The organism is Clostridium sp. FP1 (assembly GCF_011065975.2).
In the GTDB taxonomy this organism is placed as follows: Bacteria; Bacillota; Clostridia; order Clostridiales; family Clostridiaceae; genus Clostridium_AD; species Clostridium_AD tagluense.
In genome coordinates this window covers 4,941,001-4,965,316 of record NZ_JAAMNJ020000001.1, presented here as the reverse complement: position 1 = coordinate 4,965,316, position 24,316 = coordinate 4,941,001, and the positions used below count along the sequence as shown (strand labels likewise).

23 protein-coding genes are annotated in these 24,316 nt (G+C 30.4%); 19 read left to right on the top strand and 4 right to left on the bottom strand.

Annotation, left to right across the window (positions count from 1 at the left end; genetic code table 11):
* Positions 1-193 precede the first annotated feature (193 nt).
* From G9F70_RS23625 to G9F70_RS23610, 4 genes are all read left to right on the top strand, one after another.
* On the top strand, positions 194-883 hold the full coding sequence (locus G9F70_RS23625; RefSeq protein ID WP_164945139.1) for a response regulator transcription factor: 690 nt from the start codon (positions 194-196) through the stop codon (positions 881-883).
* Positions 876-2,321 carry a sensor histidine kinase gene (locus G9F70_RS23620; protein ID WP_164945072.1) on the top strand — a complete coding sequence of 482 codons (1,446 nt, stop codon included), beginning with the start codon at positions 876-878 and terminating at the stop codon, positions 2,319-2,321. The genes G9F70_RS23625 and G9F70_RS23620 overlap by 8 nt, the downstream gene beginning before the upstream one ends.
* 185 nt (positions 2,322-2,506) lie before the next feature.
* Positions 2,507-3,043: a hypothetical protein gene (locus G9F70_RS23615; protein ID WP_164945071.1), complete on the top strand. Its 537-nt coding sequence runs from the start codon at positions 2,507-2,509 to the stop codon at positions 3,041-3,043.
* 176 nt (positions 3,044-3,219) lie between these two features.
* Positions 3,220-4,593, top strand: coding sequence for an MATE family efflux transporter (locus G9F70_RS23610; RefSeq protein WP_164945070.1), 1,374 nt, complete (start codon positions 3,220-3,222; stop codon positions 4,591-4,593).
* Between the two features lie 70 nt (positions 4,594-4,663).
* Here the strand turns inward: G9F70_RS23610 and G9F70_RS23605 are convergent, their stop codons facing one another.
* Positions 4,664-4,960: a hypothetical protein gene (locus G9F70_RS23605; protein ID WP_164945069.1), complete on the bottom strand. Its 297-nt coding sequence runs from the start codon at positions 4,958-4,960 to the stop codon at positions 4,664-4,666.
* 160 nt (positions 4,961-5,120) lie between these two features.
* Here G9F70_RS23605 and murI point away from each other — a divergent pair, with 160 nt between their 5' ends.
* The 6 genes from murI (at position 5,121) to G9F70_RS23575 (ending at position 10,490) form a co-directional block, all read left to right on the top strand.
* Positions 5,121-5,948, top strand: a complete 828-nt coding sequence (murI, locus tag G9F70_RS23600) for a glutamate racemase (RefSeq protein WP_164945068.1) — start codon at positions 5,121-5,123, stop codon at positions 5,946-5,948.
* 189 nt (positions 5,949-6,137) lie between these two features.
* Positions 6,138-6,578: a hypothetical protein gene (locus tag G9F70_RS23595; RefSeq protein WP_164945067.1), complete on the top strand. Its 441-nt coding sequence runs from the start codon at positions 6,138-6,140 to the stop codon at positions 6,576-6,578.
* Positions 6,579-6,723: 145 nt separating this feature from the next.
* Entirely contained in the window at positions 6,724-7,239 is a 516-nt protein-coding gene (locus G9F70_RS23590) for a peptidylprolyl isomerase (RefSeq protein ID WP_164945066.1), read from the top strand.
* 62 nt (positions 7,240-7,301) lie between these two features.
* Positions 7,302-7,676 carry a DUF3783 domain-containing protein gene (locus G9F70_RS23585; RefSeq protein WP_164945065.1) on the top strand — a complete coding sequence of 125 codons (375 nt, stop codon included), beginning with the start codon at positions 7,302-7,304 and terminating at the stop codon, positions 7,674-7,676.
* Positions 7,677-7,843: 167 nt separating this feature from the next.
* Positions 7,844-8,509, top strand: coding sequence for a S24 family peptidase (locus tag G9F70_RS23580; protein WP_164945064.1), 666 nt, complete (start codon positions 7,844-7,846; stop codon positions 8,507-8,509).
* Between the two features lie 181 nt (positions 8,510-8,690).
* The gene (locus tag G9F70_RS23575; protein ID WP_164945063.1) at positions 8,691-10,490 is read left to right on the top strand and encodes a heme NO-binding domain-containing protein; all 1,800 of its coding nucleotides are present in this window, start codon (positions 8,691-8,693) and stop codon (positions 10,488-10,490) included.
* Between the two features lie 107 nt (positions 10,491-10,597).
* Here the strand turns inward: G9F70_RS23575 and G9F70_RS23570 are convergent, their stop codons facing one another.
* Both G9F70_RS23570 and G9F70_RS23565 read right to left on the bottom strand, forming a co-directional pair.
* On the bottom strand, positions 10,598-11,536 hold the full coding sequence (locus G9F70_RS23570; protein ID WP_164945062.1) for a radical SAM protein: 939 nt from the start codon (positions 11,534-11,536) through the stop codon (positions 10,598-10,600).
* 130 nt (positions 11,537-11,666) lie between these two features.
* On the bottom strand, positions 11,667-12,743 hold the full coding sequence (locus G9F70_RS23565; protein WP_164945138.1) for a transporter: 1,077 nt from the start codon (positions 12,741-12,743) through the stop codon (positions 11,667-11,669).
* Between the two features lie 255 nt (positions 12,744-12,998).
* Here G9F70_RS23565 and G9F70_RS23560 point away from each other — a divergent pair, with 255 nt between their 5' ends.
* The 8 genes from G9F70_RS23560 to G9F70_RS23525 all read left to right on the top strand — a co-directional run bounded on the left by G9F70_RS23560 (position 12,999) and on the right by G9F70_RS23525 (position 21,100).
* The gene (locus G9F70_RS23560; protein WP_164945061.1) at positions 12,999-14,075 is read left to right on the top strand and encodes a hypothetical protein; all 1,077 of its coding nucleotides are present in this window, start codon (positions 12,999-13,001) and stop codon (positions 14,073-14,075) included.
* 261 nt (positions 14,076-14,336) lie between these two features.
* Positions 14,337-15,266, top strand: coding sequence for a TIGR01212 family radical SAM protein (locus G9F70_RS23555; protein WP_164945060.1), 930 nt, complete (start codon positions 14,337-14,339; stop codon positions 15,264-15,266).
* Between the two features lie 137 nt (positions 15,267-15,403).
* Positions 15,404-16,513 (top strand): ABC transporter ATP-binding protein, encoded by a 1,110-nt coding sequence (locus G9F70_RS23550; RefSeq protein ID WP_164945059.1) that lies wholly within the window; start codon positions 15,404-15,406, stop codon positions 16,511-16,513.
* A gap of 13 nt (positions 16,514-16,526) precedes the next feature.
* A complete protein-coding gene (locus G9F70_RS23545; RefSeq protein WP_164945058.1) occupies positions 16,527-17,474 on the top strand; it encodes a PucR family transcriptional regulator in 948 nt (315 codons plus the stop codon).
* Between the two features lie 458 nt (positions 17,475-17,932).
* Complete coding sequence (locus tag G9F70_RS23540; protein WP_164945057.1) at positions 17,933-18,442, top strand: RNA polymerase sigma factor; 510 nt, start codon at positions 17,933-17,935, stop codon at positions 18,440-18,442.
* Positions 18,432-19,424 carry an anti sigma factor C-terminal domain-containing protein gene (locus tag G9F70_RS23535; RefSeq protein ID WP_164945056.1) on the top strand — a complete coding sequence of 331 codons (993 nt, stop codon included), beginning with the start codon at positions 18,432-18,434 and terminating at the stop codon, positions 19,422-19,424. The genes G9F70_RS23540 and G9F70_RS23535 overlap by 11 nt, the downstream gene beginning before the upstream one ends.
* 16 nt (positions 19,425-19,440) lie before the next feature.
* The gene (locus G9F70_RS23530; protein WP_164945055.1) at positions 19,441-20,223 is read left to right on the top strand and encodes a hypothetical protein; all 783 of its coding nucleotides are present in this window, start codon (positions 19,441-19,443) and stop codon (positions 20,221-20,223) included.
* A 172-nt stretch (positions 20,224-20,395) separates the two neighbouring features.
* Positions 20,396-21,100 (top strand): 2-phosphosulfolactate phosphatase family protein, encoded by a 705-nt coding sequence (locus tag G9F70_RS23525; RefSeq protein ID WP_164945054.1) that lies wholly within the window; start codon positions 20,396-20,398, stop codon positions 21,098-21,100.
* Between the two features lie 91 nt (positions 21,101-21,191).
* On the opposite strand, the gene G9F70_RS23520 is transcribed toward G9F70_RS23525, so the two are convergent.
* Positions 21,192-22,367, bottom strand: coding sequence for a class I SAM-dependent rRNA methyltransferase (locus tag G9F70_RS23520; RefSeq protein WP_164945053.1), 1,176 nt, complete (start codon positions 22,365-22,367; stop codon positions 21,192-21,194).
* A gap of 370 nt (positions 22,368-22,737) precedes the next feature.
* Here G9F70_RS23520 and G9F70_RS23515 point away from each other — a divergent pair, with 370 nt between their 5' ends.
* Positions 22,738-24,294 carry an ABC-F family ATP-binding cassette domain-containing protein gene (locus G9F70_RS23515; RefSeq protein WP_164945052.1) on the top strand — a complete coding sequence of 519 codons (1,557 nt, stop codon included), beginning with the start codon at positions 22,738-22,740 and terminating at the stop codon, positions 24,292-24,294.
* Positions 24,295-24,316: the final 22 nt, after the last annotated feature.

The following is a 24,316-nucleotide window of genomic DNA, read 5'->3' as shown; positions in this document are numbered from 1 at the left end:
TAATGAAAGATGCGTTAAGAAAAGTGCATGTTTGAGCGCAAGCGAGTTTGCACTTTTTAGCATCTTTTATTAAAATTGGTTTAGAATTTCTCAGCGAAACGAAATGAAGTTGTAGTAATATATACTTTTTTAATTGAGTTAAAGTGTACTTTCGAGTTACAATGTGTATAGGATTTAAGGGGAGGCGTAGATGATGAATATTCTAATTGTAGAAGATGAACAGGATATAAGAGAATTGCTAGAGATCCATTTATCAAAAGAAGGATATAAAATTTTCACAGCAGAAGATGGAATGCAAGCCTTGGATATATTTCAAAATAAAGATATAGATATTGCACTACTTGATGTTATGATTCCGAGAATTGATGGATTTAATGTTTTAAAAAAGATTAGAGAGACTAGTGAAATACCAGTAATTTTTATAACAGCAAGAGAGGAAGAGTCGGATAAAATCCTGGGCCTTGGACTAGGTGCAGATGATTATGTTATAAAACCTTTTAGTCCTATCGAAATAATTGCACGGGTTAAGGCTCAACTGAGGCGGTATTATAAATATTCTAATAAAGCTCATAAAACTGTAACAATAGTTGGGGAGTTAATGCTGGACAAGGAAAGTTGTAGCATTTATAAAAACAATATAGAGCTAGCTTTAAATCCAAAGGAGTATAGGCTACTTGGGTTTATTTTAGAGAATCCCGGAAAGGTATACACTAAAAAGCAACTATATGAAATAGTTTGGGAAAACCTATATTATGGAGATTCCAATACTATTATGGTGCATATAAGTCATATTAGAGAGAAGATTGAAGATGATCCTAAGAATCCTAAATATTTAAAAACTATAAGAGGCATAGGGTATAAGATGGAGCAGCATCATGATTAACAGAAAAAAAGTAAAAAAAGTAGCTACATACTTTAAAAGCAAAAAAATGGAGACTCAATTATTTAAAAATTACATTCTGTTTTTGATTATTTTAATTGCAATATTCCTTCTAACTATGGGATCGTTATTGTTTTATTTCTCTATTAATTATATGGGCGCCGCAAGAGATAATACTAAAGCCTTATATATTATAAAGGAAAATTATAAGGATATTAATGTTTCAAATTTTATAAAGTATAAGGGCTATGTGGAAGTGCTTGATAAAAACCTAGTTATTATTATGGAAAATGGAAGTAAGCATAAAATCGGATTTAAATACTCACAGAAATATTATAAAGATATGATTACTAATAATTTAAAGGATGGCTATTTTTATACTAGTAAACATGGGGAGAAGGAAGACTTTATTTTAATTACGGCTATGCCTAACAGTATTTTTGACACCTATACCTGGGGACTTGAACATAAAGAACAACTAGAAGGCGTGAATAATCATAAAAAGAGTGGGCTAACTTTTTTAAGAATATTTCCTTTTATTATATTTATATTTTTAATATCTACAATGGTACTTTATTCTAAACTTACATCAAGGATTTTTGTTAAGCCCTTAAAAAAACTTTTAGAAGGGGTTAATACACTAAAAGATGGGGAATATTCAGCGCGGGTTGAAATTAATTCTTTAAATGAAATAGGTCAATTAAAGGATGCTTTTAATCTAATGGCAGAAAAAATACAACAAGAGAAATTATTAAAGAAAAAAGCAGAGAATAACAGGAAAAGAATGATTCTTAACATATCTCATGATTTAAGGAATCCATTAACAAGTATTTTGGGGTATTCAGAGTTTTTATTAGAAAATGATGATGTTTTACAAGAAGACAAAAATAAGTTATTAAAAGTTATTAATAATAATAGCAGACGCGCAAATGACTTAATTCAAGATCTTTTTGAATTTTCACGTGTTGAAAGTACGGAATACAAATTAGATATAGAAAGGCATGATATAGGTGAGTTTTTAAGAGAACTTATTGCAGGCTATGTACCCGTAATGGAGCAAAAGGGTGTGCAATACCAATTTGATATTGCAGAAGATGAAGTAGAGTTTTCATTTGATAGGAAAAACTTGGATAGAGCCTTAAGTAATATTATACTAAATAGTATGAAATATAATAGCCCTGGGATTACTATTAGCATCAAATTTTTAATGGATGCGGGAGGGGCTGTAATTATTATTGAAGATGATGGAATAGGAATACCTAAAGAATTTGAGGGGAATATTTTCGATCCTTTTGTTAGAGTAGATACTACAAGAAACTCGAAAAATGGTGGTACAGGCCTTGGGCTTGCAATATCAAAGTCTATAATTGAAAAGCATGGCGGAAATATATGTTTAGTGCAGGATAAAGAGAAAGGTTGCAAATTTATAATCAGATTGTAGGAGGAAGAAAATGAGTGATAAGTATGTGCTTACCATAGATTGTGGAAAAAGTAGAGATGGAAATTTTATAAATTTTATCTTATCCAAAGGGTTTTAGACTTAGGTGTAGAAATATTATATATGAGTAGTTTTAATAAAACAAATAATTTATTTACTAGACGTTTGATAGTGAAGGGAGAAATGAAATGTTACAAAGAATTAAAGTGAATTTAGAAGCGGTAGAGGCTATGCTTTATTTTTGGATGGCTGCAAGTGAAAAAGAAAATGTAGCAGAAAAATTTTTCTACGACGTAGCTGATATGCCAAGTTTAATCTGTGCCTATGATGAGGAATTTAATGGGGAATCAGTAAGAAGAGCTTTAAGTGCAATAAAAAATAGGGAGCCTTTTGCTGGAAACAAGAAGGAGCTAAAGTTTTGGAATAATAACATGTGGATGATGGAGGATTTCGAATATACAAATGCAATGGCTTCTCCTGTAAAGAAACTTAACTTAGATAACCTAGTAGGAAAACTCGCGCAGCTTGAAGGTGCTAATAAATATGATGAAGTAGAGGTTATATTTTCACCATTGCATTCAGAAGAGTATATAATTACAGGAAATAAATTAGTGGTTAATTTCTTTAGAGTAAGGCCTGACTTTTTAGAGGGTAAAACATATATCGGAGAGATTGAACTTAATGAATACATAGAAGAAAAACTAAAGGAATTAATAAATAAATGATAATCAATATAGGAGTTAATGTAATGTTGGTATTTTTTGTTTCATAACTTATATTCTTTAGTAGGTTTAAAAGCCTATATTATGACTAATGTATTTGTAATAATATAGGCTTTTTTTGTATTAATCATAGTTTTTGTGATAAACTTATAAAGTTAAATATATTAGGAGGCGATTAGTTGGATAAATCAAAACAATTAGGAGAAGAAAGTATAGGTAAGTTACTTATGAAGTTCTCTATCCCAGCAATTGTAGGCATGCTAGTTAATGCACTATATAATGTTGTAGATAGAGTGTTTATAGGACATATAGGGGGAGGCATAGGGAAAATTGCCCTAACAGGAGTTACAGTTACTTTTCCCATTTCTACTATAATTATGGCTTTTGGAATGCTAGTGGGAATTGGAACTGCTGCACTTATATCTATAAAGCTTGGGCAACAAAAAAAAGAAGAGGCAGAACATATTTTAGGAAATGCCCTTACCCTTATTATTATAACCTCAATTATAGTAACTGCTGTAGGGCTTATATTTTTAGAACCCATGTTACTAAAATTTGGAGCTAGTAGTGAGACTTTACCTTATGCCAAGGAGTACATAACAGTAATACTTATCGGTGTAATCTTCCAAAACGTAGGGTTTGGATTGAATAATACTATACGATCTGAAGGAAATCCACGAATAGCTATGTTTACCATGTTGATTGGTGGAATATTAAATACAATTTTAGATCCTATTTTTATTTTTGTTTTTCATATGGGAACTAGAGGAGCAGCTATAGCAACTGTTATTTCACAAGCTGCAAATACAATATGGGTATTATACTATTTCTTTGGTGGTAGTAGTGTATTGAAAATACGTTACAAAAATTTAAAATTAGATTTTAAGGTTGTAAAGGGTATTTTTGCTATAGGTATGTCTCCGTTTTTCATGCAAATAGCAGCAAGTGTAGTAACTATTATTTCTAATAAAAGTTTATTTAAATATGGTGGCAATTATGCAATAGGAGCCATGGGAATTATTACGAGTATAGTAATGATGGTATTAATGCCTATTTTTGGAATAAATCAAGGGTCGCAACCAATTATTGGATATAACTATGGAGCTAAAAAGTATAATCGTGTAAAGAAGGCTTTAAAGCTCGCTATATTGTCAGCTACAATAATTACTACAAGTGGATATATAATTATACAGTTATTTCCGAAACAACTTATAAGCATATTTAATAATGATCCAGAACTTATAGGAATAGGAATTCATGGCATTAGAATATATCTATTTATGCTTCCTATAATAGGCTTTCAAATAGTTAGTTCTAATTATTTCCAAGCTATAGGTAAAGCTAAAATATCCATATTCTTAGGCTTAAGTAGGCAAGTGATAATCCTTATACCATTACTATTTATACTGCCAAGATGCTATGAATTAAATGGTGTATGGATGTCAGGGCCTATATCCGATGCATTAGCATCAATTTTAACAGCGATATTCTTATTTGTGGAAATTAAGCATTTAAATAGATTACATGGTGAGGATAATGAAGTAGCTATATAAGGCACATTAAAAAAAAATAGAAAAAATAGTAATGTATGATTGTTACTATTTTTTCTATTATAGAAAGGTATTATTTTTTATTATCAACTTTATAAAGTTCCTTCTGAAGGGTTTTTATACGGGTTTCTATTTTCTTTAAGGTATTGCAATAATCTATTAGGGAATCGTCAATGTGTTTATCATTTTTGAAAATTGTGTATAATTCCTTTCCCATATCTTTGTAGAGATCATCCATACTGTTCTCTTCAGAATGAATTTTATATTTAAGTTTAGATATTTCAATAAGATTTTCAGATTTGTTTGAGATAACATCAAACCCATTGCTTATAGAATCTTTTATTTTGTTTAAATTATGCGATGAAGGCATAATATTTCCTCCTTTATGTTATTATTTAACTAAATGGATAGACTTAATAATATACTATTTAATGTAACGTATATATGTTACTAAAAAATGTGATTATGTAATATAAAGCTTTTGTATAAATTAAATGTAGAATTTATAATCTTAATATGGTGGTGATAATGTGAATAATAAAGAAAAACCAATAGGATTTTTTGACTCAGGTGTGGGTGGAATAAGTGTTTTAAAGGAATCTCTAAAAATACTGCCAAATGAAGATTTTGTGTATTTCGGAGATTCATTAAATGCACCTTATGGAACTAAAGATGTAAATGAAGTTAAAAAATTAACTTTTAATGCAGTAGATTTTCTTTTGGGAAAAGGGGCAAAAGTAGTAGTAATTGCTTGCAATACTGCCACTAGTGCAGCTATAGATGACCTTCGAAGAAAATATAAGGACATACCTATAATTGGTATAGAGCCAGCCCTAAAGCCTGCTGTAGAAATAAGTAGGGGTAAAAGTATAATTATTATGGCGACTCCAATGACACTTTCTGAAAAGAAGTTTAGTAATTTAATGAAGAGATACAATAAAGAAGTAAATATGATATCTCTACCTTGTGCGGGCCTTGTTGAATTAATAGAAAATGGAATTATAGAGGGAGATCAAATCCAAAGTTATTTAAGAGATAAGTTAAAAGAGTTTATAGGAATAGACCTTGCATCTATAGTACTTGGATGTACTCATTATCCATTTATAAAAAAGGAATTAAGCAAAATAGTTGGAGAAGAAACAATTATAATTGATGGAAGTGTAGGGACAGTAAATCAACTAAAAAGGCAACTTACTCTTAATAATATGTTAAATGAAAAGAAAACAAAGGGAATTGTAACTATATATAATTCTGCTACGAGTAGCAGTTCGGCTACAAGTAGCAGCTCTGCTATAAATACCAGTTCTGCTACAAGTAGTAACATGATAGATTTAAGTTATACATTATTAAAGTCATAAATAGATTTTAATAATGTATACATGTAAAAATATTTTAAAACTAAATTAAGTATAGCAACATCACCACTAGGTGAATACACTAAATTAGGCACATAAAAATAAATAACAAGTCAATCCATACTAGCATACCGACTTGTTATTTGTTTATTTTTGCCTTATATAAAAAAACATCGGAAATAAGGTGATGAAATGAAAGTATTCAAATTAGAAAAAAACAATGAACATCACATAGGTCATGATATATTTAACATGAAGATTGAAGAAAGAAAAAAAATCAATTGTATAATAATCAATAATCCAGTGCAAAGTAATTGTTTGTGTGTTATAAATCATCTAGTATGTAAATCTGAAGAAAATAAAAATATTGCACATCTAATCATTGCAAGTGAGGATAAACAGGTAGAAGATATAACTAGATTTGGTAGTTTAAATGTTGGCTATGAGTATGATCGAGCAGAAGCTTCTGGTAATTTAGAAATAGATATAGTTAATATTGATAAAAATCGAGAGATAGATATGCTAGAGGAACATTTTTTAATAATACTTCCAGGAGGAAATATTCACATAAAACTCGAGGAACCTCAAGAAAAGATGATGTTGAAAATAAGCCTGGGTCAACAAGTTATTTAAGCCATTATTGGTTAAAGCATCTAAAAAAAATGACTAGGGTTATATACGAGTTATTTTTTTAGGTGCTTAATATATAAAAAATAGTAAATACTATAAAATGTGATATAATTTATAGTGAATACATAATAAAAGGAGAGATAAATATATGAATCCAATAGTAACAATTAATATGGAAAATGGTAATATCATAAAGGCGGAATTGTACCCGGAGGTTGCACCCAACACAGTAAACAATTTTATTAGTCTTATAAACAAGGGGTTTTACAATGGGATTACTTTCCATAGAGTAATTCCAGGCTTTATGATTCAAGGTGGATGCCCTGAAGGAACAGGAGTTGGCGGACCAGGATATTCAATAAAAGGTGAGTTTTCTACTAATAAATTTAAAAATGATTTAAAACATTCAACAGGTGTTTTATCAATGGCTAGATCTAATGATTTAAATTCAGCAGGAAGCCAATTTTTTATTATGGTAGCTAATTCTCATCATTTAGACGGAAGTTATGCAGCTTTTGGAAAAGTAACAGAGGGCATGGAGCATGCTTTAGAAATAGCTAAGGTGGATAGAGATTTTAGAGATAAGCCAGCTAAAGAGCAAAAAATAAAAAGTATGAGCGTAGAAACTTTTGATATTGAGTATAGTCAGCCAGATAAAATGTAATAAAATTATAGGTGTCTAATCCTAAAAAAATATTAAATTGAATACAGGGGGGGGAAGATAGTTTGGAGCTTATTAATAAAAGACTTATCCTTGCATATGGACTAAATGACATGGAAAAAGAAAAACTTAATAGTGTACTATCAAAACAAGGTATATTACCTTGCAAAGTAATGGAGAAAAACCTGGGCGAACTAACAATTAAAGAAATATTGTGTAACATAGAAGCTAAGGAAAGTAATATTGAATTACCCCATGAAAAATTACTTTTATTTAACAACTATCAAGATAAGCAGCTATATGCTCTAATTGATAGCATAAAAGAAGTTAAAAATCCTCAGACTATACTAGCCACTGTAACACCGACATCTATAAACTGGACCCTTAGGTATCTTTTGCAGCACTTGATAGAAGAAAGAGAAGCTTACAGGGAAAGGTAATAAGACACATTGGAATATAAATCTTCTGCTATATGTAGAAGATTTATATTTTGTGCTAAAATGGAATAAAGGCTTTTATATGGACTCAAAATGGTTTATACTTTCATAAAATCTAAATATTTAGAAATGTTTTAAAAAAAATTATTCAATTGGAAAGGCGGAGAATTATGAGCAGAGTAGGAGATAGGATTAAACAAGTAAGAGAATCAAAAGCAATAACTCAAAAACAATTAGGTAAGAAAATTGGAGTTTCTGAAAGTTTTATCAATGAAGTAGAACTGGGTAAAAAAGTTATAAATGAAAAATTTTTAGAAAAAATATCTAAAATTTTAGGAGAAGAAATTGAAGATACATCTGTATCCTTTCAAGCGGATGAGCATGTAGAGGAAAGAAAACCTAAATTTGAGAGGCCTAGTACAGAAAAAGTACAAGAGGTGTGGAATGATGCCTTTAGCTCAGTTTTAAAAGATGTTGCTATTTATAAATATGATTTAGCAAAAGCTATAGGTATAAAGCAAATGCCTATAATATCTAATAAAGTAGACGGCTATGCTCAAGATAAAGTATTATTTTTAGAAATAGAGAATGATGATATGAGTGGGTTTAGAATTTGCAAGGGAGATATTGCTTTTGCTCATTTGACACACGAAATAGAAAATAACTCTATTTCACTAGTTGATTATAATGGAGAAAGAGTATTAAGACAAATAAAAAAACTGGAGGCCAATAAAATATTGCTTTTAAGCAATAGAAGCTCTATAAGAACTGACACGGTTAAACATACAGATATTAAAGTAATTGCAAGGCTAGATAGAGTAGAGTTTAAGGTATAGTTAACACTAATTAATAAGAAAATAAAAAAAAATCATAAATTAATGATAAATGTTATTAACAAAGTACCTCTATTAGGTTATAATGTATATTAGAGAAAAAAGTGGTATGTCAAAGAGAAGAGTCAGTTAATAACCTAGATAATGAAAGATAAACAATAGATAAAATAGGGGGATTAGCTTTATGAAGGGAACAGTAGTAGCTACTTGGATGAAAACTTGTAGAAAACTTTACGGTGAGAGTGTAGTTGATAGTGCTATGCAATCCGTGGGGTGGAATTCTAGTAAGATATTTTCACCAGTAGAGAATGTAGATGATGGACAAGTTAAAAGTGTAATTGACAATATATCAAAAAAACAAAATATACCCATTGATAAATTGTGGGGAATCATAGGAAAAGACAATTTAGTGGCTTTTCATAGAGACTTCCCTGCGTTTTTTGACACTGAAAATGTATATTCATTTTTAAAATCGCTATTTGATATACATGTAGTAATGACGAAAAAATTTGCTGGAGCTAAACCACCACTAGTAGGTATAACACCTATTTCAAGTCGCCAGGCTATCTTTACTTACAATTCTAAAAGAGGAATGTTTGATTATTTTCTAGGGCTTTTAGATGGAACTTGTGAGTACTTTAATGAGAAAATTGAAATTGAACAATTAGAAAAAACATCAGATAGTTTAAGTTTAAAGCTTACCTTTGAAAAGGATATTTATTATAAGAAAACATATAAAATTAATAAAATCTTATCTTTAGGCTTTATTAAGAATATACCTGGAAAGGTAGGGGCATTTACTTTTATTATATCTTTACTCTTAGCTATGCCAATAGTGGGATTAGATAATATGGCAAAGGTATTAGGCCTTGCTGTAATTTCTGGAGCTACTTCAAGCCTTGCCTCTTTTATAATGGGAAGACCTGCAAAGCTAATTTCACAAACTATAGACCAAATCAATAGCAATAATTACGTTGAAGATGGAGATATAGTCACTGGGGATGAATATGAAGAGCTATATAAAAAACTTAAAGGGTATAAAAAAGGGTTTAGAACAGATTTTGTTGAGTTTAAAGGTGTAACTGATGAGATGGATACTTTCGCTGAAAATATAAATAAAATCTCACATACTATGAACAATACCTCTGAAGACATATCAGGAGTGGTTGATCAAATGGCTAGCTGTTCTGTAAGTCAAGCAGAGAATACTGAAAATGCTGTTTTAATTTTAAATGACAATATTAGATCATTGAAGGATATTGTTAAAAATGAAAATGATAATAAGGATGAATTAGAAAAAGCTATTGTAAAGATAAATAATAGCTATGAAAGTGTTGATAGTACTAGCAAAAATATACTTGGAACACTAGAGAAATTTCAAGAGGTTAAGGATAATGGTATTAGCTTAGAAACAAAGGCTCGTGACATAACAAATATAGTATCAATTGTTTCCCAGATAGCGGAGCAAACAAATCTACTTGCCCTAAATGCATCTATAGAAGCAGCTCGTGCAGGCGAACAAGGTAGGGGTTTTGCTGTAGTTGCAGATGAGGTTAGAAAACTTGCAGAACAGTCTAAAAGTGCTGTAGAGGAAATTAATAGTAATTTAATACAATTTGTTAAGGAGATAAATACACTTGTTGATAAAATTGGTGATCAGTATGATATTCTCCAAAATGAAACTAAGGGGCTAGAAGAAGTAAGAGACATAAGCTATGAGGCTACAATGTCTGTTAGAACAGTTTCAACATCAATGATAAATACTATAAATGATTTAGATAGAGAAGCCAAATCTATTGCAAGTATATATGAAACAATAGAGTCTCTAGCTGCAATTGCAGAAGAAAATTCTGCATCTTCAGAAGAGGTAAGTGCAAGTGTTGGAAGTTATACAAATGAAATAAAGAAGCTTATTGATAGTATATTTGAATTTAAGAAGATAACAAGCTCATTTAAAGATGAATTGAAAAGATATAAGATATAGTTTTTATGAAGGTTACTATGAGGGACCAAAATGAAAGCATACAGGATGATTATATCTTAAAAGGTCTCCATGATTAAAATCATGGAGACCTTTTACTTATAGAAAATTTATACATCATTTAAATCAAAATCAGGTACAAAGTCAATAGAGGCAGTTCCACTTTCTTGAATAAAGCATTTGGTGATACCTAGGTTTATGCAGTAGTCAATTAGAGTATCATAATGATTAGGGTTTAAAGGTTTGTTTATTTCAGGATATTTAGCCGCCTTATGCATAGGTGTATATTGATTCATTAAGCTAATATATACCGAATCATGAAAGGTAGAATATATAAAATCTATTATTTTTTTAGAATCAAATAATAAGCCTGGTAGCATTAGGTGTCTAATTATTACTCCCTTTTGAATTAGACCTGCATCATCAAATTTAACTTCTCCTACTTGGGAAACCATTTCAGTAAGAACTTCGCTAGCTATGTTAAAATAATTAGGAGCTTTTGAATATTTAAGAGCATATTTATTTTTATAATATTTTAAGTCTGGTAAATAAACATCAATAAAACCACTTAAGGATTTAATTGTATCTATACTTTCATATGCATTTGAATTATAGAGAATAGGAATGGTAAGGCCCCTACTTTTAGCAATTTTTAGTGCTTCTATTATCTGTGGTACATAGTGGGTTGGCGTAACTAAATTTATATTGTGGGCACCTCGCATTTGTTGCTCTAAAAAGATTTCACTAAGGCCATCTATTGATACTCTTTTCCCAGTACCTTTCTGACTTATGGTATGATTCTGACAAAATACACAGTTTAGATTGCAATTTGAGAAAAATACAGTTCCAGAACCAAATGTACCAGAAATACATGGTTCTTCCCATTGATGTAAGCTGACTTTAGCTATTTTAACATCCATAGAAGCAGTGCAAAAGCCTAATTCTCCATCTAATCTATTAACAGAGCATCTCCTAGGACATAAAGAGCATTTTTCTAGCACACTTAAAAAATTGGAATTGTTTAATTCTTCTGTATCTTTATTAATCATTTTAATCTCCTTGTACTACAAGTTTAATTTACAGGTGCATTTAAATAAATATGGTTAGAGTCCTTCAATTAATAATTATTTTTATGCATCTTACGATATATAAGAATTGTACAATTGGATATATATAATGTCAATTATGTTTTTTAGTGGTTTTACTATAAAATATAATACATTGGATCATAAAAATAAGACTTATTGCACCAAAACCAGGATAAAGGACTCTAATTAAATTTTTAAATCCAATTTGCGAAATAGGCAAAGCTATAATAAGTATTAAAAATACAGCTTTTTTATAAGATATATTAAACTTTTTCTCCAAAGTTTTGCCTACGCTATAAATATTAGAAACCTCAGTGGAAAACATTTCAAACCAAATTACGCAAAGCAAAAGAATTTGCATTAACATACCAAAACGGTTTGTTATGTATAGTAGTGGAATCTCGTATTTGAAAATTTGAGGTATATTTAATAAAAGCATTATATTTATCAAATAGCATAATATGGTTAAGCCTAAAGCTCCTATTATAACTCCGGGAATAAGGATACGTTTATGTTTTATTTCTTGACTAATTGGAACTAACACACCACTACAGCACAGCATATTAAAACCAGCATATAGTAAGGTTGAAAAAAACCATTGAGCAGGAATGGTATTGACTTTATAAGAAGGTATTTGTTTTATATAGGAAGCGTTTACCATATCTTTGTAAAGTACTAAGTATAAAACGAATATAGTTATAATAATCGTGGTAAGAATAGGTACTATGAAGGAATTTATAGTTATTAGCCCCTTGGTATCCTTAAGCAACGTATACAAAGAAATTATAGACATAAGTAAGATTCCTATCCATTTTGAAATACCAAAATATTGATGAACAAGTGCACCACTTCCAGCTAAAATGATGGCAGCACCAGTAATTAAGAAGAAACTGGTAAAAATATCTGTAATTACACCAAAAAAACCTGGGCTTACAATAGTTATAAGTTCAGTATAGGAACTTAATTTATATTTTAGACTAATAGAAACTATAATAGAACTAATTACAATGTAGATTAAACCGCATATGAGAATTCCCCAAAAGCTCACATATCCATAAGTGCTAAAAAATTGAGTTATCTCTTGGCCAGAAGCAAGGCCCGCACCAACTATAGTACCTATAAATACAGCTGCAGTTTGAAATATTGAACTGATGTTTTTTTTCAAAATATCTCCTCCATAAAATTATTGAATTGTTAAATATATACAAATAAGATGTTATCTTTATAAATATATGTATACTGATTAATAATAAATAATGATTTTATAAATTAAAATTTTATTTAGTGGGAAACTATAATTATAATAATGAATTTAATGATATTTCAGCATCCCAGATGATGATTTAATTTTTTAAATCATAAGTGTAAAGGTAATTATAAGCTATATCATTAATCAAAATTGAATTAAAAAGGAGTGAAAATATTGAAAAAAATTTTAAGTTGTTTATTAATAGTATTTTATATTTTATCTTTCACAGGATGTGCAAAAAAAGAGAGTGAAGAAAAGGCAAAAGTAAATGCTTTTGAAATTAAAAGTGCAACTAATGTAGTTGATAATTATATGAGCTTCCTAATGAAGGAAGATTACGAAAATGGTAAGAAATTATATACTAAGGAATTATCGAAAAAAAATGACCAGGTGAAACTTAATGATGTAAAGATAAAGGGCTATAAAGTTACAGAGAGTAATGAAGTTGGTAGGAGTGGGATTTTTAAGGTTAGAGTTACAAGAACCTCCATAGTTAGTCCATTGTGTAGCTTGGATGAATATTCTATTAAAGTTGTCAAAGATGGTGCAGAATACAAAATAAGTGAAATTAATAATATGCCACAAAAAGAAGCGTTTGTTGAAGGAGTAGGTATTAGATATAGAGACAAAAAAAATGTAAAAACTAATTTGATTATTGATGTAGCGGGATTTCCTAAATACGTATATTCAAGAGATGATGTAGCGAAGTTGTATAAAATAATGGTGCCCTTAAAAGAATTCAGCCCAATGAATTTTAGTTATGAAGGAGAAAAACTTGCAGTTAGTACCTATAATAAAAATTCATTTATTGGAATTGTGAGTATTGATGAGTCTCTAGCAGTCCAAGGAGATGCTGGAAAATCAGGGAATCAGTCATCGCAAGGTGGAGGGTCTGATATAATAGTTAAGGAGAAACCAATTGGAAAAGAGCTAATCACTTTAGATTTGCTTTTTAATTGCAAAGTGGAGTTTATGACCTTCTCTTTAGATGAAAAGTTTCTGCTTGTCCAATATACTAAGGAAAACATGGGAAAATATATTAGAGTTTATACAGTAGAGAATGGAGATATGATTCCTGTTAATTTTGAAAAAGATTATCCTATAGAAAAAGTGCAAATAGTATTTTCTTCTTTTGGTGAGGATAGTATGACATATGAAGTAATTCCTAAATCAAATATTAATAGTTCAGAAACAGACATTATTGGTAAATGGAAATTAAATTTAAAAGACTTTACAGTAGATAAATTATAATTAATACATTCTCTATAGACTATAAGGTATAATTAGCCTAGTCTCTTATAAAATAACTAGGCTAATGATTAGTCGTTAATTATAGCGACCCAGGAGATGATTTAACGACATTTCAGAAGGAAGTCTCCCATTTCTATAAGTGGGGGGATAACAATTGAGAATTGTTATCTACTCCAGAGGTCTACAAGGGGGTAAATATCCTTCTGAAGTCGTTAATTACAGCATCGCAGATGATGATTTAATAGAGAAAGGATGAGATTAATGCAGAAAACATGGGGTGACAAAAAATATCACAGTTTGAATTATTTTTTAAGGGAGAAGTTTGGTGATAAGGTTTTTAAGGTTGCTTTGGACGCTGGATTTTCTTGTCCTAATAGGGATGGAACTATTAGCAGTGGAGGATGTTTATTTTGTAGCGAGCGAGGTTCAGGAGATTTTGGTGGGGATAGGAAATTTTCTATCACAAGTCAATTTGAAGATATAGTTAATATGATGAGTAAAAAGTGGAAAACAGGAAGGTATATTGCTTATTTTCAGGCCTATACCAATACATATGGGTCTATAGAAGTATTAAGAGAAAAGTACGAGGAAGCAATATCACAAGAGGGGGTAGTGGCACTTGCTATAGCTACTAGACCTGATTGCTTAGATGAGGATGTATTAGACCTTATAGAAGAATACTCACGTAGAGTATATACCTGGGTAGAATTAGGGCTTCAAACCAGTAAGGACGAAAGTGCAAAAATTATTAATAGAGGATATAAATTATCAAAATTTGAAGAGGCGCTAAAAGGGCTTAATAAAAGAAATATTGATGTGGTGGTTCATACTATATTTGGCCTACCTGGCGAAACTGAAGAGGACATGTTAAAAACAATAGACTATGTGGCACATAGTGATATAAAGGGTATAAAAATGCATTTGCTCTATCTTGTAGAGCATACACCAATGGTTGAGTTATACAACCTTGGAAAGCTTAAGTTTTTGGAAAAAGATGAGTATATAGATATAATTACCAGGTCAATAGCTATGCTTCCACCAAATATGGTCATTCATAGATTAACAGGGGATGCGCAAAGGGATCTGCTAATAGGTCCGATGTGGAGTTTGAAAAAATGGGAAGTTTTAAATTCTATAGATAATAAATTAAAGGAATTAGATCTATATCAAGGGAAAAATTTTGAAATCTAGCACAAGGACATTTGTGTCTTTCTACAAATTAGCTTTACCACTTTTGGGTGTTTTGCAACTAGATAATTGCAGTTTAAAGGTTTACAATATGTATATATAGAAAAATATATAGAATGTAAATCTAGGAGGAATATACTATGTCAAATTTATCATTAAGGCATTTATACAAGATTTATACTGGAAACGTAACAGCGGTTAAGGATTTTAATCTTGAAATAGAAGATAAAGAATTTATAGTTTTTGTAGGACCATCAGGCTGTGGTAAATCAACAACTTTAAGAATGATAGCAGGTCTTGAAGAAATATCACAAGGCGAAATATATATTGGTGATAAACTCGTAAATGATATGGCGCCTAAGGATAGAGATATCGCTATGGTTTTCCAAAACTATGCATTATACCCTCATATGACTGTATATGATAACATGGCATTCGGGCTAAAATTAAGAAAAATGCCAAAAGATGAAATAAAACAAAAGGTTACTGATGTAGCTAAAACACTTGATATAGAACATTTACTTGATAGAAAACCAAAGGCATTATCAGGTGGACAAAGGCAAAGGGTAGCACTTGGAAGAGCTATAGTAAGAAATCCAAAGGTATTCTTAATGGACGAGCCACTATCAAATTTAGATGCTAAACTTAGAGTTCAAATGAGAACAGAAATAGCAAAACTTCATCATAAACTTCAAACAACTTTTATATATGTAACTCATGATCAAACAGAAGCTATGACTATGGGAACAAGAATAGTTGTAATGAAAGATGGACTTGCTCAACAAGTAGATACTCCTCATAATATATATGAGCATCCAGTTAATATGTTTGTTGCCGGATTTATAGGAAGTCCTCAAATGAACTTTATGGAAGCTGTGGTTTTAGAACAAAAGGGTGAAGTAGTACTATCTTTTGATAATGAAATTATAGTACTACCAAAGGATAAAGCTCAAATTTTGAAAGAAAAATCATTTATAGGCAAAACTGTTTTAATGGGTATTAGACCAGAAGACATTGACGATGGTATTGACTTTCTTTCCAAGAATAAAAATTCAGTTATAGAAGCGAAAGTTGAAGTTACTGAGCTTATGGGTGCAGAGACTAATATTTACCTGTCAAAAGGAGATATAAGTATTGTAGCTAGAGTTAACGGATCGTCGTCAGCCAAAGTTGGCGATAAAATTAAAATTGCACTAGATACAAATAAAATTCATGTCTTTGACAAAGAAACGGAAAACACAATAATATAGGGGGAAATTCAATATGTACAATTTTACAGAATTCTTGAGGGATTTAAGTCATTCTTCAAATATACCATTTAATGTAGTTACAGAAGATGGAATTGCGCTATATATTAGTGACTTAGATATTGAAAATTCACATATAACCAACTATACTATTATGCTTGGACGTGTTAAAGGCATAATAAGTTTAGAAAAGAAGTATGGAAATTGTACATCTTTACTCCAATATGTTATTGAAAACAAATATACAGAGCATTTTTTAACTAAAGAACAAGCGGTTATTGATATTTTAGAAAATAGAGAAATTTCTATTGATAATATTAATCACAATTTACCTTTTCTTGAAGATGGGTGTTATACCCTATTAGTGAGCGTAGATGGAAGTAAGTATGAATCGCTGAGCGTCATAAAACAAATATATGATAATGAGCCAGTTGTAAGTTTAATATATAATGATAGCATAATTGTAATTGGTGATTTTGATGAAGTAGAGGAGCACGCAGAAAGTATAAAGGAATCTATCTCATCAGATTTGTATTGCAAATGTTATGTAAGTTATGCAGATAGAACTTATGATATAAAAGGACTTAAAAAAGCTTATAATGATGCTGTTCAATGTATGGAACTAGGTAAAAAATTCGATATAAAAGACCATACATTTAGTTACAATAAGATGCTATTTGAGAAAATTGTATATAATGTAGATGTTAAAATTAAGCAAGAACTGTTAGGAATGCTCAAAGACAAATTCGATGCTATGGACAGTGAAATGATAGTAACTATTGAGCAATTTGTAAATTGTGGTCTTAATATAAGTGATGCTGCTAGGAAACTATATGTTCATAGGAATACTCTTATCTATAGATTAGATAAGATTAAGAAAGAAACAAATTTTGATATAAGAGACTTTAAAGATGCATCGGTGTTTCTTATAGGATTTTTAATATGGAAAGAAAATAAGGAATAGGTATATTTTTTTTCTTAGAGCATGCTATAACGAAAAGTATATATTGCTAGAAATGCTTTCGTATCGCTAAGTAATTCTAAAATTTATTTTAATTATAGCTGCTAAAAAATGCAAACTCGCTTCACTCAAACATGCATTTTTCTTTACGCATCTGTAATTAAAATAAATTTTGAATTACTAGAGCTTACTCAAATGCATTCTGCGCAATATATACTTTTGTTAGCATCCTCTAAGAAAAAAGAGCTTATTTCAAAAATGCACATTGCGTTTTACTATTTGAAAATTAATTTATTAAGTAAATATTAGATGTTAAAAATCCACCAAATAGTTAAATGTTTGGTGGATTTATTATTTAGTGTAAAATAAATGTATACATATTTATATTTGAAACGTCATAATAACAGAAGTACTTCAAAACTAAAACTATTAACTAACTTGTTTTATGGAAGGGGGATATGATGAGCAATGAATTAATCAATGAGATGTTCGACAAAAAGATGAATCTCATACATAAGTATTTGATTAAGCTTGGCTGTAGCCAAGTCAATGCTGAAGACATAGTCCAAGATACCTTCTATAATGCACTAAAGTACATTGATGGTATACAGGATGATAAGTTGTCCTCATGGCTTTTTAAGGTAGCAACCAATAAATATTATGATTTGTGTAGAAAAAACAATAGACGTGTTCATCTGAGTATTGATGAAGAAATTTTTAAAGAAAGTCTAACAGATAGTAAGCTAGTTGAAGATTTTATATTGGATCTAGAAAAAAGGGAAGAAATTCTTGTGATTCTAAATTCAATTAGTGATATTCATAAGAATCTGTTGTTTTTTAAATACGACATGGGCTTGTCTTATAAGGAGATAGCGGAACTCTTAGATATAAATCAAAATACAGTTAAAACCTATCTCTTTAGAGCTAGGGAGCAATTTAAAAAAGTTTGGAGGGACAAGTATGAAAAGTGATGATGAAAAATTAAGAGAATTGTTTGAAGTGAAAGAAAAACCTACTTTTAATAATACCATTAAAAGAGCTAAAACTTTTTCAATAATAAGAACTATAATAGTAAGTTTTATGATATTAATTATTGTAAGCTTTATAGTATTAATGTTAAATGCCACTATTTTAAACACGATGAGTAATAAAACGGAGGATGAATTAGAAGATTGGTTTAATGTAGCTATGCCTAATGCTTACGTTGGAAATACCCAGGTTGATGACAGAATTATGGTTGGACAAATAGATTATGTTCGATATAGATTTTTAGGAAGTAAGCCTATAACTGATGGAAGTTATAAAGAGGGTTATACCTATATGCCTTTGATTAATGGTATTTATGGTGACATGGGTGATTATTTATTTGAAAGCGCTGCTGAATCAACAGAAGATTTAGACAAAATCACAAAATTTAACAAAGTAGGCAAGCATGTTATGAAGTTTTATAATCCAGCTACAAAATATGAAAGCTATATAAATGATTTAGTAGATCTTAATGAAATAGGTAGCAATAAATTAATGGAGATATCACTATCCTTTGATAAAACTTATAGCCTTGAACAAGTTAAAACGATGATTCCAAGGGATATTACTTTAAATTGGTATTGGGTAAATACCTTCTCTAAAAATGATAAATATGATTCAAGTAAATCAATACTTGAGGAATACGATGTATACGGTATAAAAGCTTTAGATAGACAAGGAATTTCAATTAAGAATCCTGAGAAAGACTTCATAGATGCAATTATTAGAGGAAAAGGAAAGAAAGATTATAGCGGTAGATATGAACGTCTTTATAACACTTTAAGCAATGGAAATGATGAAATTAATAAAGAGGATTTAAAAATAATAGGAGTAGTTGTAAGTGGAAATGTGGAGGATTTAAAAGCCTTAAAGGATAAAAAGTATATTAAGGCAGCTACCATAGGCGCTGTAACAGATAAATATTAGTAAAGGAGGCACATACATGAAGATATATTTTAAACTAGAATTTCAAAAAAACATATTTTCCTTGCGAACTATAATTTTCATTTTAATAATTTTAACATCACTTGTGATACCTTATTTAGCAGAAATAGCTTTTCCATTTCCAGGGTTAGATGGGGTGGATTATTACATGAGAATTTCTAATTTTTCCTATATAGGGTTTATAGGACCAGTGCTAGCAGGTTTAATTTATTCTACATCAATAATTAAAGATAAGGAGTCGGGATTTATAAATAAGTTACTGGAAATTATAAATATAAAAACTTATTTTAAAGTTAAATTAGCAGTAAATACTTTAATAACTTTCATTGTTTTTGCAGTAAGCCATGGTATTTTTATGTTGTATCTTATTATTATCAAAGGGGTAAGCAATACAGTTGTAAAAGATATTGCTACCGGTGCATTTATGAGTGTGTATAACGTTTCAAAAATATCATATATTATCCTAATATTGGTAGTTATATCTCTGTCTTCCGCTGCTTTTTCAATCTTTGTTTTGGGAGTAATAACAGCTACGCAGAAGAAGTTTATAGCATATATATTACTTGGATTTTATGTAATAGCTACAGGAATCTTATTTGAGATATGGCCACTCAATAATCTAGTTGACCTTAATGTGACAAAATTGTTCAATTTGATAATGAATAACAATACAAAAGGGCTCAGTGTAATAATATATGATTTAATATTAATGTTACTTGGAGTGCTTCTATTATATAAATTTGGATATAAGAGATATTTAGCTTTATATGAGGAAAATTAATTTTGATTCTTAAATAAATTTTAGAATGGAATCCATGGGGATAGTATTATACGCCTACAAATGAAATTTTATAGGGGTACTTCATCCTAGACTATTATATAAAATAGAAATATGTACTATAATTATATGTGCGTGACATAAGACAAAAAAATATTAAAGGGGAGCGAAGGATATGAGAATAGATATAATAGTTTCTGCTGATGATATAAAAAAAGAAAAAATAGCAAACAAAACAGTGGTAGTAATAGATATGCTTAGGGCTACTAGTGTAATAACTACTGCAATGAATAATGGATGCACAGGTGTTATTCCTGTTTTAACAGTGGAGGATGCTGCGGGTATTGTGAGAAATAGCAAAGAGGAGTTTATGCTTGGCGGAGAGAGAAATGCATTGAAAATAGAGGGATTTCACTATTCTAATTCTCCATTAGAATATACCAGAGAGACTATAGAAGGCAAAACTCTTGTTATGACTACAACTAATGGCACTAAAGCTATAAAGGGCTGCGTGGGTGCCAGCAATATTATAATAGGTGCCATGGTAAACGCTAAGGCTACTGCAAAAAGAATAGTGGAATTAAATAAAGATGTAGTAATAGTTAATGCTGGAACTTATGGTGAATTTTCTATAGATGATTTTTTATGTAGTGGGTACATAATAGATTGCGTATTAAGCTTGGTACAAGCAGAGCTAACAGACATTGCTGTAACTTCTCACTATATTTATAAAAACAATGAAGATATTCATAGTTTTATAAAATATGCAAGTCACTACAAAAGGATTACAGAGCTAGGACTTGAAGCAGATTTGGAATACTGCTGCAAAAAAGACATTATAGATAAGGTTCCAGAATATAAGGATGGGATTATAGTTTAAGAAAATGGCTATCTGAAAATAGAAGTAATTACTATTTCTAGATAGCTCCTTTTGATAAAACACTATAATAATAGATTATACCTTTTCCGTTTTAAACCACCTGGAATATATAAAACTTTAAGTAGTAAGATTCATCAGAATTCCATAGTATTGGATGATCTGCTGATTGAGTTCTAAACTCTACTTGTCTAAGTGTTCGATTAGCATCTAAGGCCGCTTCAGCTATGGTATCTCTGAATAAATCAGGGTACATAAAATGAGAGCAAGAGCAAGTTACAAAATAGCCGCCGGTTTTAACCAATTTAATACCACGTAGATTTATTTCCTTATATCCTCTTGTAGCACCGTCTATAGTAGAACGTGACTTTGTAAATGCAGGTGGATCTAGTATTACTACATCATATTGTCTTCCTTCTCTTGACCATTCGCGTAGCACGTCAAAGGCATTATGAGATTCGAATTTAACTATATCTGAAAGTCCGTTAAGCTCTGCATTTTTTCTAGAGCATTCTACTGCATAGTCAGAAATATCTACTCCAAGTACACTTTTAGCACCAGCTATACCTGCATTAAGCGCAAAAGAACCTGTGTGGGTAAAACAATCTAAAACCTCAGCATCCTTGCATAATCTCTGGATAGCCGCTCTGTTTTCTTTTTGGTCTAGGAAAAATCCAGTCTTTTGACCATTTTCAATGTCAACGTGATATTTAACACCGTTTTCAATAATTTCTAAATTAGTATCGAAGGGCTCTGTTAAAAAGCCTTTTGTCTGCTGCATCCCTTCAAGCTCGCGGACTCTAGCGTCACTTCTTTCATATACGCCTTTTGCATTATATTCATCTGTTAGTAGCTTAACAATTATATCTTTATATTTATCTATACCTAGTGCTAAGGATTGAATAACATAATAGTCTTCATATTTATCTATAATCATTCCAGGCACAAAATCTGCTTCTGCAAATAGGAATCTACAACTAGAAGTGTCTATAACTGTTTTTCTATATGCCCAAGCGGCCCGAAGTCTTTTTCTGAAAAACTCTTCATTTATTTCTTCGTTAATATCTCGGGTCATTATTCTTATGGCAATTTTAGAAACGTCGTTTATGAATCCTTTTCCAATAAACTCTCCTCTAAAATTATATGCTTCAACTATATCTCCATTTTCATATTCACCATCAACATTTTCGATTTCGTTGGCATATATCCAAAGGTGACCATTTTCTGCATTTCTGCCTTTACCTCTATATAAGTAAAATTTACAACTCATTTTAAATTCCTCCTGTATTGTTAGACAGTGTTAACACTATCTATATGTTTAGGGTAATAAAACAATTCTTAATTGAAAATATCAAGTTATTTATCTATAGTAGTATACCACATTGAATTAACTTCTAATATAAAATCCATAAAATTCTTTTGACAAAAGTGCAGTTATAAATTACACTAATATATGTGCCATTTTTAAATGCACACTTGGATTAAGGGTATTTAGATAAAAATTGGAGGGATTTTCTTTGAGTGGGAATCCGTATACAATATCCAGTTATTAAAAACAAATAAGTGCATGAGTAGAAATGCTTTTAAAATATAAAAAATTACAAATATAAAAAATTACACTATATTAAGGAGAAAAACAAATGAGTAGATTAGTAGTAAAAAATATGAGCCATGGCTTTGGTGACAGAGCAATATTTGAAGATGTATCTTTTAGATTACTTAAAGGCGAACACATAGCGCTTATAGGTGCTAACGGAGAAGGTAAATCAACATTTATGAACATTATTACGGGTAAGCTTATGCCAGATGAAGGGGAAGTTCAATGGTCGAGCAGCGTAAGAGTGGGATATATGGATCAACATACTGTTTTGCAAAAAGGAAAAACTATTCGAGAAGTTTTAAGGGAGGCCTTTAAATATCTTTTTGATTTAGAAGAGGAAATGATAGATGTAACAGACAAGATGGGAGATGCGTCACCTGAGCAGCTAGAAAAATTATTAGATAGAATGGGAACAATTCAAGATCAATTGGATAACAATGGATTCTATGCTATTGATTCTAAAATAGATGAGGTAGCTGCAGGAATTGGACTTAAAGATGTTGGCCTTGAAAATGATGTTGCAGATTTAAGTGGAGGACAAAGGACGAAAGTTCTCCTTGTAAAACTTTTATTAGAAGCTCCAGATGTTTTGCTTCTTGATGAGCCTACTAACTTTTTGGATGAGCAGCATGTAGAGTGGCTTAAGAGATATCTTCAAAATTATGAAAGCGCATTTATCCTAATATCCCATGATATTGAATTCCTAAAAGATGCAATTAATATAATATATCATGTAGAAAATAAAAAATTAACTAGATATATAGGCTCTTATGAAGAATTTTTGAGAATTCATGAGGCTAAAAGGCTACAAATGGAAGCTGATTATGAAAGACAGCAAAAGGAAATTACTAGACTAGAGGTTTTTGTTGCTAAAAATAAAGCAAGAGCTTCTACTAGTGGAATGGCAAAATCAAGACAAAAGAAATTGGATAAAATTGATAGAATAGAAGTTACAAAAGATAAACCAAAACCACAATTTAATTTTAAATCTGCAAGAGCTTCAGGGAAAATAATATTTAAAACTGTAGATTTAGTTACTGGATATGATAGCCCCTTATCTAAGCCATTAGATTTATATATGGAAAGAGGACAAAAGATTGCTTTAACTGGTGCTAATGGTGTTGGAAAAACAACTTTACTAAAAAGTCTTATGGGTGATATAAAAGCTCTTTCGGGTCATACAAACTTAGGAGATTATCAATATATAGGATACTATGAGCAAGAAATAAAGGGAGTCAACCGCAATAATTGTATTGAAGAATTTTGGCAAGAATTCCCTAGCTTTACTCAAGGTGAGGTAAGATCTGCACTTGCTAAATGTGGACTTACTACAAAGCATATTGAAAGTAAAGTTACTGTGCTTAGTGGCGGAGAGCAAGCAAAGGTAAGACTTGCGAAACTCCTAAACAGGGAAACTAATATATTAATCCTAGATGAGCCTACCAATCACTTAGATGTAGATGCTAAAGATGAGTTAAAGAGGGCCCTAAAAGAATATACAGGAAGTATACTTATAGTTTGCCATGAGCCAGACTTTTATCAAGATATAGTAACAGATGTATGGAACTGTGAAGAATGGACAACTAAAATAGTATAATTTATCAAAAAAAGAGCTAGAA